Origin of the sequence: Corynebacterium sp. KPL1814 (assembly GCF_000478175.1) — a bacterium.
Classification (GTDB): domain Bacteria; phylum Actinomycetota; class Actinomycetes; order Mycobacteriales; family Mycobacteriaceae; genus Corynebacterium.
Window position 1 is genome coordinate 214,813 of the sequence record NZ_KI515778.1, and the last position, 12,200, is coordinate 227,012.

13 protein-coding genes are annotated in these 12,200 nt (G+C 58.1%); 4 read left to right on the forward strand and 9 right to left on the reverse strand.

The features are described from left to right. Positions 1–36 precede the first annotated feature (36 nt). Positions 37–900: a sulfurtransferase gene (locus HMPREF1257_RS10750; RefSeq protein ID WP_023025422.1), complete on the reverse strand. Its 864-nt coding sequence runs from the start codon at positions 898–900 to the stop codon at positions 37–39. Between the two features lie 274 nt (positions 901–1,174). On the opposite strand from HMPREF1257_RS10750, the gene HMPREF1257_RS12060 reads away from it, so the two are divergent. Continuing rightward, positions 1,175–2,098, forward strand: a complete 924-nt coding sequence (locus tag HMPREF1257_RS12060; RefSeq protein WP_034659617.1) for a DUF4282 domain-containing protein — start codon at positions 1,175–1,177, stop codon at positions 2,096–2,098. A gap of 109 nt (positions 2,099–2,207) precedes the next feature. Here the strand turns inward: HMPREF1257_RS12060 and HMPREF1257_RS10760 are convergent, their stop codons facing one another. The 5 genes from HMPREF1257_RS10760 to HMPREF1257_RS10780 are packed head-to-tail and all read right to left on the reverse strand — an operon-like array spanning position 2,208 to position 5,649. Next, positions 2,208–2,936 (reverse strand): LppP/LprE family lipoprotein, encoded by a 729-nt coding sequence (locus HMPREF1257_RS10760; protein WP_023025428.1) that lies wholly within the window; start codon positions 2,934–2,936, stop codon positions 2,208–2,210. Between the two features lie 2 nt (positions 2,937–2,938). Then, the gene (locus tag HMPREF1257_RS10765) at positions 2,939–3,355 is read right to left on the reverse strand and encodes a DUF3151 domain-containing protein (protein WP_023025430.1); all 417 of its coding nucleotides are present in this window, start codon (positions 3,353–3,355) and stop codon (positions 2,939–2,941) included. Positions 3,356–3,385: 30 nt separating this feature from the next. Further along, on the reverse strand, positions 3,386–3,973 hold the full coding sequence (locus HMPREF1257_RS10770; protein WP_023025432.1) for a nucleoside triphosphate pyrophosphatase: 588 nt from the start codon (positions 3,971–3,973) through the stop codon (positions 3,386–3,388). Further along, the gene (locus HMPREF1257_RS10775; RefSeq protein WP_023025434.1) at positions 3,973–4,182 is read right to left on the reverse strand and encodes an acyl-CoA carboxylase subunit epsilon; all 210 of its coding nucleotides are present in this window, start codon (positions 4,180–4,182) and stop codon (positions 3,973–3,975) included. Before HMPREF1257_RS10775 ends, HMPREF1257_RS10770 begins: the two co-directional genes overlap by 1 nt. A 6-nt stretch (positions 4,183–4,188) precedes the next feature. After that, entirely contained in the window at positions 4,189–5,649 is a 1,461-nt protein-coding gene (locus HMPREF1257_RS10780; protein ID WP_034659634.1) for an acyl-CoA carboxylase subunit beta, read from the reverse strand. A 340-nt stretch (positions 5,650–5,989) separates the two neighbouring features. Here HMPREF1257_RS10780 and HMPREF1257_RS10785 point away from each other — a divergent pair, with 340 nt between their 5' ends. The 3 genes from HMPREF1257_RS10785 to HMPREF1257_RS10795 are packed head-to-tail and all read left to right on the forward strand — an operon-like array spanning position 5,990 to position 8,435. Beyond that, positions 5,990–7,258: a hypothetical protein gene (locus HMPREF1257_RS10785; RefSeq protein WP_023025438.1), complete on the forward strand. Its 1,269-nt coding sequence runs from the start codon at positions 5,990–5,992 to the stop codon at positions 7,256–7,258. Between the two features lie 22 nt (positions 7,259–7,280). Continuing rightward, complete coding sequence (locus tag HMPREF1257_RS10790; RefSeq protein ID WP_023025440.1) at positions 7,281–7,853, forward strand: hypothetical protein; 573 nt, start codon at positions 7,281–7,283, stop codon at positions 7,851–7,853. A gap of 3 nt (positions 7,854–7,856) precedes the next feature. Next, positions 7,857–8,435 carry a hypothetical protein gene (locus tag HMPREF1257_RS10795; RefSeq protein ID WP_034659616.1) on the forward strand — a complete coding sequence of 193 codons (579 nt, stop codon included), beginning with the start codon at positions 7,857–7,859 and terminating at the stop codon, positions 8,433–8,435. Between the two features lie 289 nt (positions 8,436–8,724). Here HMPREF1257_RS10795 and HMPREF1257_RS10800 read toward each other — a convergent pair whose 3' ends face one another. The 3 genes from HMPREF1257_RS10800 to HMPREF1257_RS10815 all read right to left on the reverse strand — a co-directional run bounded on the left by HMPREF1257_RS10800 (position 8,725) and on the right by HMPREF1257_RS10815 (position 12,138). After that, on the reverse strand, positions 8,725–10,230 hold the full coding sequence (locus HMPREF1257_RS10800) for an alpha-amylase family protein (protein ID WP_023025444.1): 1,506 nt from the start codon (positions 10,228–10,230) through the stop codon (positions 8,725–8,727). 181 nt (positions 10,231–10,411) lie between these two features. Beyond that, positions 10,412–11,233: a carbohydrate ABC transporter permease gene (locus tag HMPREF1257_RS10810; RefSeq protein WP_023016855.1), complete on the reverse strand. Its 822-nt coding sequence runs from the start codon at positions 11,231–11,233 to the stop codon at positions 10,412–10,414. Beyond that, positions 11,233–12,138 carry a carbohydrate ABC transporter permease gene (locus tag HMPREF1257_RS10815; protein ID WP_232207994.1) on the reverse strand — a complete coding sequence of 302 codons (906 nt, stop codon included), beginning with the start codon at positions 12,136–12,138 and terminating at the stop codon, positions 11,233–11,235. The genes HMPREF1257_RS10810 and HMPREF1257_RS10815 overlap by 1 nt, the downstream gene beginning before the upstream one ends. Positions 12,139–12,200 lie beyond the last annotated feature (62 nt).

Genomic DNA, 12,200 nt, shown 5'->3' on the forward strand with positions numbered 1-12,200 from the left:
CGCTGCGATGTGGGTAATTATTGGCCGAACGAAAATCTACTTTTCAATCGGCATATTGACCATGTTGCCCCACTCAGACCATGACCCATCGTAGACCTGTGCCTTTTTAAAGCCCAAAAGGTAAGTGAGCACGAACCAAGTGAACGCGGCCTGCGCTCCTAGGTGGGAATACAAAATGGTGTGGGTATCAGGCTCCAGCATGCCGTAGTTGACCTTCAGGTCATCAACGTTGCGGAAACAGGAGTTGGGGTAGGTTGCGCGATCCCATTCCAAGTTGATCGCACCCGGAATGTGCCCGTGGCACATGGTGGTGCCATAAGGCGAGTTTCCATTCGGGTCGAACTCCGTCGCCTCACCTGCGAATTCCTCTGGCGGCCGGGTATCAACCAGGGAGCCGGTTGCCTCGCGCACGTCGGCGACAAAGGCGCGCAGGAGGGAATCGTCTCGGGCTACCTCGGGATAGTTGGACTCGGGGAATTCTGGGACCATGAAGGAGGTATCGCGCTCTTCTGACATCCATGCATCGCGCCCGCCATCGAGGAGGCGAACGTCCTTGTGGCCGAAGAGGGTAAACACCCACAGTGCGTAGGCCGCCCACCAATTGGACTTATCGCCGTACAGGACAACGGTATCGTCCTCGTGGATTCCTTTTTCCCGCATCAAGCGGGTAAATTCCTCACCGTTGATGAAGTCGCGCGTGAGCGAGCTCAACAGCTCAGTACGGAAATTAATCCGCGTCGCCGTGGGAATGTGTCCGATATCGTACAAAAGGGAGTCTTCATCGACCTCGATGACGCGTAACCCTTTAATGCCCAGGCGCGCGGACAGCCACGGAGCGGAGACAAGCCGCTCTGGGTGCGCATATTGCTGAAATGGGGGATAGGGGTCTACTTCTGCCACTGCCCGCCTACCTTTCTCATAAAACTTTAATTTTGCTCCCACCACTTTAACTCGAATTTTCTCGATTTATCACATTGGAATAGTGAAAGTGGTTTTCCCTACATAACCCGCATGGAATGAATTGACCGGTAACGGCCGCGACGTTGCGATGCGGCGAGCCGCGTCGGAGATGGATAAATTTTAGGTTGACGCTGTAACCTGCTTAGTGGCCCCACGAATTAGTGTCGTGGGACACTTTCCTACCTACCCTGACTACAACTAAAAGGATCAGATAATGGCTGAAAATGACCGCAATTCTGACGCCCCTCAGAGCTCTACGCCCCGTGATTTTTCTGAACAACCCCGTCAAAACACCGAAACTCCTGAGTCTTCCGTTCCTAAACCACAGAACGAGCAGGCGCAGAAAAATGGTGGACAGGAGCCTCGTGCACAGGAGACCAAAAAACCCGGTTCTTCTGCTGAGAATGCGGCTTCAACGACAGGCAGCGACCAGCCTGCAGATGCTGGTTCGGATAAGCCCAGCCCGCAGGCTTCCCAATCGTCCGCAGCAGGTGCAGAGTCCGCGTCGCAGGGACACAAATCTGCTGCTGATTCGGAGCCCTCATCCGCAAACTCGGCAGAAAATAACCAAAGGTCTGCAAACGATGCAGGGTCAGGCGCCGGACAGAGCACGGGACAACAATCACATGAGGCATCGGCTGGAGGCGGGTACAACCCGCAGTCAGGTTCTCAACCAAATCATGGTCAACCCCCTCAGGGCACTGAGGTCCCTCAAAGCTATGGGCGAGCAGCTGGTCAGAATAAGCGCGGGTTCGGTACAGCTATGAGGGGCCTGGGGAATAAGAAAGGCCTCTTAGGCGGGATTTGGGAATTTGAATTTAAAGATTTCATGACCCTGACCCATGTAAAGGCGATCTACGTCGACGCTATGGTATTGGGCGGAATTTGGTGGGCTCTCCACGTTCTAGTGGCTTTTATTCTTGGGACCATCGTCGGTATAAATGGAATTTCGGAGGGCGAGTATGGTTATGTCTTCCTCAGCTTTATCGGATTCATCGTCCTCGTCCTGCTAGCTACTGTGGTTTTTTATGCTGGGATGGTGATTACAAGGCTCGCATTGGAAGCGATGGTGGCAAACGTGCGCACCGCGCAAAACACCGGAGACTTATTGGATAGGCAGTCTTTGGATAAAAACTAGGCGCTAAGGATTGTGCCTGAAACTCCTATAAATAATGACCCCGCGGCAATCCGCGGGGTCATTAGTGCGTGGTGTGCGAATACGGATGGAATACGGCAAATCCTATGGCCTAGCCATAGGAACCGAGCATGAACGTCATGTGCTCATTCAACGCCTTATTGAAAAGGTCAATATCGCCAGAGACTGGTTCCACCGAGTCACCATCAACCTGGAGGCGCACTGTGTGATGCGCGGTGATCCCCGCGGACGTAGTAATTGAGCGCTCTCCCCACGTGAAGTCGACCGCATCGTCTGAGACTCGGCTGACCTCATCTACCGAGTCAAACATGGTGACTTCATTCACGGGCTCTCCATGGACGTACAGGGCCAGTGCATGGCCGACCGATGCTGCGTTACTGTTGGGGCCATTCTTGTCTCCCACCTCACCGTTGAAGGTAATCCAACTGATGGGCGCACAGGGATCGTATGAGTTGTCGATATCCGCGATCCAAAAGTTGAAGTCGTCACCACTATCAGATGGCATTCGTCCGGGCGCGGTGCCAGATGCATAGGCTTCGCGTGGATCATTTGGCAGGTGTGCGCATTCGGAATCGGTGGAAGAATCCTTGTCCTCATTATCGCTTGGCTGTGCTGGGGCTTCTTTAGTGGGCGTTTCGGTTACCGTGTGGGTCTGCCCCGAGGATTCTGGGCTGTGGGTAGAAAACTCGGATTGGGAAGAAGCTGAATTAGATTCCTGGTCATCCGAGCTACACGCCGCCAAGCTAAGCGGCAGCGCCGCAGCGAGGAGCGTTATCGCGGCCTTAGAACCGAAGTAGCGAGATATATTTCTAGCAAACATACTTAGTCGAGGAGCTTAGAGACGCTGTCGGGGTCGGCATCGGAAAGCATCTGACGAATGCGGTCGTATTCATCGTCCTCGCCGATAGCCTGGGCGGCACGTCCTAGGGCCGCAATTGCGCGCAGGACACCCTGGTTCGGCTCGTGGGAGAAGGGGACCGGGCCCCAGCCCTTCCAGCCATTGCCGCGCAGGCGGTCCAAGCTGCGGTGGTAACCGGTGCGGGCGTAGGCATAAGCGGTGATGTACTCGTTGGGATCCGCGCCCTCTAGCTTGTCGAGCTCCTGCTCCGCGAGCATGGCCCACAGCAACGGGGAATCCGGGTGGTCTACGATGCCGGCCGCAGGTGCGGCCGCGTCCTTAGCGCCGGGATCGGCGGGCAACTTAATGGGTTCTGGGGCAAGCATGTCTTTCATTTCCATAAGACACACTCTAGCGATGCTCGTGCGTGCCTACCAGAAGTCAGCAACGCTGAGCCCAAAAGAGTAGAGCGCGCGGCGTACCACCGGTAGAGACAGCCCGATGACAGAAGAGGGATCGCCGTCGATGCTATCGATAAACCAGCCGCCCATGGCCTCCAAGGTAAATGCACCCGCGCACTCCAAGGGCTCACCGCTGCGGGCATAGGCCCCGATATCGGTGGCAGAAGCTTCTGCGAAGCGGATGGTCGTGGTGGAGGTTTCCACGTGGCGCTGCGTGCCAAAAATCAGGCAATGGCCGGTAAGCAGCTGCGCGGTGCGGCCTGCTTGTTGGTGCCAACGCTCGATGGTGGCGTCAATGGTGTGCGGCTTGCCCTGCAGTTGGCCATCCAATAGCAGCATGGAATCGCCGCCGATAACCGGCTCGTTGGGGTACTGGGAGGCTACCTTCTCGGCCTTGGCGGTGGCCAGCGCTGCCACGGTATCGGCAGGTGGGTTCCCCGCCAATTGGGCTTCCAAGGCGCGCTCGTCAATATCGGCGGGCTCGAGCACCGGTTCCACGCCGGCCCCGCGCAGGATGGAGGCGCGCGAGGGGGACTGCGAGGCCAAAATGAGGCGCATTAGTAATACCGCACGGTGTGGAAGGCAGAAGGATTAAAGACGCGCTGCGCGCCGTAGTGGTCGAAGCGCTCACCGGGCCTGCCCCAGTGGTTGCGATCCCCAAAAGCACCGGAGTGGTCCTTTTTCATCTGCTTGAGCACCGTCGATAGCGCGGCGCGCTCTTCATTCGTGGGGTTTCCCTTCAGGACTTTGATTTCGGGTTCAGACATCTTTTCCTAAACAGTTCCGTGCTTCTTTGGTACCTGTGCCACGACCTTGCGCTCTAGCAGGCGCAGGCCTTCAACCAGGTAGTGGCGGGTGGCGGAAGGCTCGATGACATTATCGGCCAGGCCGCGCTCGGCGGCGGCGTAGGGGTGCAAGAAGAGCTCGTCCATCTCTTCCTGCTTATCCTTATCGCCGTAGATGGCCAGCGAGGTCTGGGCTGCCTCGGCGACGGCGATTTCCGCGGTCGGCCAGGCATAGACGAGATCCGCGCCCAGGTCCTTGGACCCCATAAAAGCGTAGGCCGGGCCAATGGCCTTGCGGGTTATCACCGTAAGCTTGCCGACGCTCGACTCCGCCTGCGCATACGCAAACCCCGCCGCCCGGCGCAGGAGACCGGCCTTTTCTTCCTCCGGCGTGGCAACGAAACCGGGCGAGTCCACGAACTCAATGATCGGGGTATTAAAGGCATCGCACAAGCGCACAAAGCGCGCCGCCTTTTCCGCCGCGGCAGAATCCAACGCGCCGCCAAGCGATAGCGGCTGGTTGGCAACGATGCCCACAGCGCGGCCATCCACGAAGGCAAAGCCGGTAATGATATTGGGCGCAGACTCGGCCGAAAGCTCAAAGAAGGAGCCCTTATCGACGACCGCGTTGACCACCTCGCGCATGTCATAGGCATCCTCTGCTGAATCCGGGATGACGGAATCCAGATCGAACTCGGCGACCTCGCGCGTATCGATGCGCGTTGCCTCGGCGCGGTTATTAGCCGGCAGGTAAGCCAAGACGTCGCGAACTAGCGCGAGGGCTGCCTGCTCGCTCGGGGCGCTGAGCTGCGCGGTGCCCGACTTCGCGTGGACTGCGGCACCACCGAAGGTTTCCGGTTCCGCTTGCGCCACCTCGACGGCTGCCTGGTGCAGGCTGGTGCCGTGGGTGACAATGAGGACATCGGCAAGCGTGGGCGCAAAAGCCGCAATGCCGCTGGTATCCCCGGCCACCACGGAGATCTGCGGGATAAGGCCGGAGGCCTCGGTCGCGCGGGCGAGGATGCGGGCGTAGCCGGCCAGCGTGACGATGCCCTCTTGCACGCGCGGGCCGGTGGAATCATAGATGCCGACGATGGGCACGCCAGTTTTCAGCGCAAGGTCATAGACCTTGGTGAGCTTTTCCGCATAAACCTCACCCATTGTGCCGTCAAAGACGGTGGCATCCTGGCTGAAAATGCACACGCGGCGCCCGTCGATGGTGCCGTAACCGGTGACGATGCCATCGGTGTACGGGCGATCGTGCTCGCGGCCAAAGTCGGTGGAGCGGTGGCGGGCCAGTGCATCGGTTTCTACAAAGGACCCCTCATCGAGCAGCTGATTCACGCGGGTGCGGGCGGCTGGCTCGCCTTCCCCCAGCGGCGCGCGGGACTCGGTGAGCTTGTTGTCCAGGTCCTCAATCTTGCCAGCGGTGGTCTTCAGGTCAGTCATAGGCGCTGAGTTTACTAGTGGAAGGCCAAAGATGCGGAAATTGTGCAGTTTGGGCATCGTCACAGGGGGTCGGTGGCGGAGCGCTATCGGTGCGGCATTACCGCAACCGGAGTATCTGCCAGGCATTAGGAAATATTAGCTCCCCTTTATAGGGGTAAGGGTGAAATGTGATGTGCAGCGTTCGTTACCGGTAAGGGGCATTTTCCCACCGTGTCGACGATAAATGTCAAAAGAAAAGATAGCCGTAACTGTTGAGGAGCCATAACAAAGAACTTAATATCAGCTGTGTCTTCATGAATTATTTCTCGTATCCTTAAACAACCACAAGGACGGTCTTCTGGTGATTTCAAAGGGACTGCGACTTGTCGCGCCGCTTGCCATCGCGACATTTCTCGCGCCCGCGGCACATGCGCGCGATATTCCCCCGATGCCACAGGCATATCCCATTACCAACCTCTACAAAAGCTGCAGCGCCGCCGGAGATAACACCGAACGCGAATGGCGGTTTGCTGAAACAGGCCGTCGCTACATGAGCGACGGAACCTTGCAATTCAAAAACACCACCGACCAAGAAGTGCCGTACACCGCCGAGGTAGAAACCGGCACCAACCACGAAATTGATGCCAACTCCAAGGCCAAGTTGCCCTCTGGTTGGGACACCACCGCCAAATCCGATATTGGCCTAAAAATGGCCAATGGCTGGCGAGATAAAGAAACCTTCGGGCCCGTCAAACTCAAGCCGGGTGAATCCTTCCGCGTGGAATACGGCGTGGTGGAAAAGGACTTTATTTCCATGTTCGTCGGCTGCAATGATGACCGCCTCGAAAACATTCCCGGCGCCAACGTCATCCGCGGTAAAGCCCCAGCAGAGCGCTATGCCTTTGCCTATATCATCAAAGCCGATGGATCCGTATCGGACTTGGCAATGGAAATTCCGTCTCGTTCCGGCAGCACTAACTCTAAGCCAATCGAAGGTAACTACACCGCGGTTTCCGGACCCAGCTTGGAAAAGATTGCTGATCCTGACAAAGACGAGATCATGCAACCAGCCGCCGAACCCCAACGCGATCCTGCGTGGCCCAAGGAAGGCGAAAAGTGCGAGGCCAACGATAACTCCTGGTACCCGCTGGATATCACGGCGGTAAAACCAACCTTCCGCAAGCCCGGTTATTCTACCGACTTCCTCAACTGGTCTCAGGGTGACTATGAATTCGCACCGGTAACGGACTTCGTAGTCGGTGCCCAGCACGATCCCTATACCAATTGGCGAGGCAATAGGGGCGATATCCCGCAGGGCTGGCTCGAGTCCGTCGGCGCCATCAAACGTGCCTACATGCCGGTCGGTACTGAACTCAAACACGTCAACCTTGCACCCGGAGAGCGCGTTCGCGTGGAGTACGGCACCACCATGACCCGTATCAACTATCGCGAGGTGCACTGCGGAAAATCCGGCAAGTACGACCTCACCTCGGACTATAAACAGACCACCGCCCCGAGCGGTTTCTGGGCCGAAGCCAAAATCACTTCCAAAGACGGCAGTACCCGCACCGTAGACGTCACCCCTGACGAATACCGCGATCTGCCCGTACCCACCCAAACCATCTACTAACTACCTGCTAGGAGTACATCTCATGCGCATTTCCAAGATTGCGTCCACCACCGCGGCTTTGGCCGTTGCCACCGGCGTATTCGCTGCCCCAGCCGCCAACGCATTGCCGCAGCGCGACCTGGGTCCTGCAAACCCCACCACGATTGGTGAGCGCTGCGCCAATCCTGGCGATACCGGCCAGACCGTTGATATTAAGCGCACCTATTTCGACGGTTCCGCCGGCACCTGGACCGTTTCCAACTACAACGATGAGCCGCTTCCAGTGACCCGTTCCATCAAGGAAACCAAGACCAAGTCTTGGGACGTTTCTGCTGGTGTGGACTTCAAGCTGTTGGATCTGATTCACTTCACCTTCTCCTCCAGCTACACCTCCAGCCAGACCTACGAGGTAGGCGAGCAGGTCGGCCCATACGATATCGCTCCGGGTAAGACTGCCGTGCTGAAGGCTGGCTGGGTTGTCTCTGACTTCGAAGGACAAAAGACCGTGTGCGGTTCCGACCACACCTGGCAGGCCAATGGCGGTAAATTTACCGCAACTCTGCCCAAGGAACGCCACGTCGCGGTCTCCACCCGCGATAACAACGATTGGGGTTAAACCTTGAAGGTGAAGTCCATCGCTAGTGCGATCGCAGCGCTGAGCTTGGTGGCCGTTCCAGTGGCCCATGCCTCTGACTTCGGCGGAGACTTTGAACTGCCCCAGCGCTGGAACGATGACTATAAGCCCGGCACGCATTGCGCAACGCCGGGGGAGAATTCCGCCTACGTCACCGCGAAGCGCCGCTGGTTCAAGCAAACCGATGCCGCCAGCGTGGCAAACCACAATGCTGAGCCGGTGCCGGTCAAACACACCGTATCCAAAGCGCGGACGGAAACCGTTGAGGTTTCCGGCTCCGTGCAAGGAGAGGGAGATTTGGCCAAGATCCTGACTAAGACCTACGGATTCAACTATGTAAGCGAACAACACTGGAAGATTAACCAGGTAGTTGGGCCATACACCTTGCCTGCAAATTCCCAAGGCAAGTTGGTGTGGGGCTTTACCATGCTGGATACCGATGGCCAGGATGTGCACTGTAACCGAGATCAAGTATGGGAAACGGTAGGAAAACCATATTCTGCCACTGTCCCTGAGGCTCGCTATTCCGAGCTGCGCCTAGAAGACGCTCCGGACTGGAGCTAATTCATTAGAAAATGAGCCCAGCCGCGCCCTGTGAATGGGGTGTGGAGCTGGGCTCTTTTTGGCAGCTACGGTGCCTTATTAGAAGTGCATCCTCTGAAGTGCATCCTCCAAAGTGCAGGGTCCTCTGCAACATTTGAGGAAGATTTGCGATATCTGAGGGCCGGGTTTGCTCAGTTATCGCAGTGGAGGATGCACAAATTGCAGTGGAGGATGCACAAATGGCAAAGCCGGGCCCATCCACCGGCATGGCTGGCTGTGCAGCGGCTATGCAGGGCCGAAGGCGGCCGCTTTAAGCCGGCAACCAGGCGTATCCGTAAGGCCCGAGCTCGACGGGGCCTAGGTCAACGGAGCGATTACTGAAGTTGTGCAGGCATAACAGGTCGCCGCGCTGGTAACCGAGCACGCCTTCCTTACCGGTTTCCACTGGCTCGCAGGGTGCCGTTCCCAGGTCGGGGTGCGCGTGGCGCTCTGCAATCATGGTGCGCACGCTGTGCAGTAGGGAAGTGGCATCGTTGAGCTGGGATTCCACGGACGTGCCGCCGACGATGGGCAGCCGCGCCGGGGTGCGCGCGCTAAAGCCCGCGGTTTCGCTATCGTCCCACTGCATAGGGGTGCGAACGGCATAGCGATCCGGCAAAGAGGTGTCATCGAGCATGCCAATTTCATCGCCATAATAAATAAAGGGCGCACCCGGCAGGGTCATCAGCAGCGAAAACATCAGCTCCACCTTGCGGCGGTCCCCGCCCATCAACGGCATGAGCCGCCTGGCGATGCCCACGTGCGCCCGCATGCCTTCCTCTGGCAGGTAGGTCTGATACATCAGCTCGCGGACGTCATCGTCGACCATCTCCAAGGTCAATTCGTCGTGGTTGCGCAGGAAGGTACCCCACTGGCACCCCTCGGGCAGTGGCGGTAGTTGGTCGAGGATGTCGTAGACGGGGGTGGCATCGCCAAGCGCGAGCGCCTGGTAGAGCCGCGGCATGACCGGGAAGTTGAAGACCATGTGGAAGCGGTTTCCGGAGCCGTAGTACTCCATGGTCTCCTTGGGCGGCTGGTTGGCCTCCGCAATGAGGACGGCCTCGGGATAGTGGATATCCATAAAGGAGCGAATCTTTTCCACGAACTCCACCGTCTCCGGCAGGGATTCGCCGCCGAGCTCATCGCGCTCGAAGAGGTACGCGATGGCATCGAGGCGCAGGCCATCGAGGCCCTTGTCCATCCAGAAGGACAAAATATTAAAGACCTCGTCCTGCACGTCCGGGTTATCGTAATTGAGATCCGGCTGGTGGGAGTAGAAGCGGTGGAAATAATACTGCTGGCGCTCCTCGTCCCAGGTCCAGTTGGAGGTCTCGACGTCAGTGAAGATGACGCGAATTTCGGGGTAGCGCTCGGGATCATCGCCCCAGACGTAGAAATCCCCGAACGGGCCATCTGGATCGGAGCGCGAGGCCTGGAACCACGGGTGATCGGAGCTGGTGTGGTTGAGCGCTAGGTCCGTCATGATGCGCATATCGCGGCGGTGCAATTCCTCAACCAGTTCCTCGAAATCCGCCATCGTGCCGTAATCGGGGTGGATGGAGTAATAATCGGCGATATCGTAGCCGTCATCGCGCAGCGGTGAGGCATAAAACGGCGAGAGCCAGAGGCAGTCCACACCCAGCCACTGGAGGTAATCCAGCTTGTCGATGACCCCGCGCAGCGTACCGATGCCCTTATTTTCGGCCTCGTTATTGCCAGAGTCCTTAAACGAGCCCACTAGGGCTTGATAAAAGACGGCGTTGTGGTACCAGCTCATTGCAGATCCTTTCTTTTTGCCCGCCACGCAAGGTACGTCAGTGCGCACAGCACACCGGCTACTAGGCCGGGCCATATGGCGGGGGAGTCTTCAAATAAGTTCACTACGGCTTGGATGACCGCAAGGCACGCGAAGAAGCCGAGGAATCCGAGAAGCGAATCCCACAGCAGGGACCGGCGCATTAGGCCTTTACACCTCCTGCGGTAAGCCCGGCGACGATGCGGTGCTGGAAAATGAGCACCATGATGATAAGCGGAATGGTCACCAATGCACCAGCCGCCATGGTTGCGGCATAAGGGTACTCGAAGGCCGAGGGGCCAGAGAAACGGGCGATGGCCACCGTGACCGGCTCGGTGCCCGTCGTGGATAGCTGCTTGGCCAACATGAATTCATTCCACGTGGTGATAAAGGCAATGATCGCGGTGGTAAAGAGCGCCGGTGCGGCCAACGGCAGGAGGATGAGGCGGAATGCCTGGGCACGTGAAGCGCCATCCACGCGGGCGGCCTCCTCAAGCTCCCACGGCAGCTGCCGGAAGAAGCTGAGCAGGGTATAGACCGTCAGTGGCAGGGCGAAAGAGATATTCGGGATGATCATCGCGCGGTAGGTGCCGATCCATTCCAAGCGGCCAAAGAGTTGGAAGAGCGGGGTAACTAGCGCGATAGCGGGGAACATGGAGGCCGCCAAGATGATGCCGGTGACGATGCCCTTGCCGGGAAAGTCATAGCGGGAGAGCGCATAGGCGGTAAATACGCCGACTAAGACGGCTACCGCGGTGGTCGCGAGCGAGATGAACAGCGAGTTGCCCAGCGCGCCGAGGAAGTCATTGCCCTTATCCGTTGCGAGGGCATCGCGGAAATTATCGAGCGTGATATGCGTTGGCCAGGGCGTGGTATCGAAGGTGAATTCCTGGCTGCGCAGGGCGGTGACCACCATCCAATAAAAGGGAGCAAGGCCCCAGAACATGATGAAGATAATGCCCGCGTAGTGTCCGAATTTACGCATTACTTTGCACCCTTTCTGCCGGAGACATCCGCGCCGAGGAAGCGGATGAGGATGAAGGCGACGAAGAAGATGAGCAAGAAGATAAGGGTGGATAGCGCCGAGGCGGAATTGAAGTTACCTTGGCGCATATCTTCCACCACCAGCTGGGAAATGGTGGCGGTAGGGGAGTTAGACGAGCTCGAAATCATGATGACGGGAAGGTCGTACATGCGCAGCGCATCCAGGGTGCGGAAGAGCACGGCCACCATCAGGGCTGGGCGCACCAGCGGCAGGGTGATGCGGAAGAAGGTTTGGATGCGGTTGGCACCATCGACGCGGGCAGCATCGTAGACGTCCTTGGGGATCATCTGCAGGCCAGCCAGGATGAGCAGCGCCATAAACGGCGCGGTCTTCCACACGTCTGCGATGATAACGGCAAAGCGCGCATAAAACGGGTCCGTGGTCCAGGCGATATTCGTACCAAGCAAGGAATTGACGATGCCCTCTGGGGCGAACATGAACTGCCACAGCTTGGCGGTCACGGCGGTAGGAATGGCCCAAGGGATAAGCACGGCGGCGCGCACCAAGCCGCGGCCGCGGTACTCGCCGTTCATGATGATGGCCATGAACATGCCGAGGATGGTCTCCAGGGCGACGGTGACCACGGTGAAAAACAGCGTGATTTTAACGGCGGGCCAAAAGTCGGTGGCGATAACACCGGGCGGGCACGTCGTGATTTCCCCCGCACCGGAAACACAGCGGTTATTGATCCAGTACAGGTAATTGTCTAGGCCGGCAAAACCGCCTTCTTCAAAGATGCCCGTTTTGGGGTTCAGCTGCCGGTTTCCTTGGAAAGACAGGATGACGGCGCGCACGATGGGATAACCGATGATGATGCCCAGCACGATGAGCGCCGGGGCGATCAGCGCGGCCGGGCGCCCGAAATTAGCAAACCTGGAGGTGCTAGTGGCGCGCTTGGGCTTTTTCG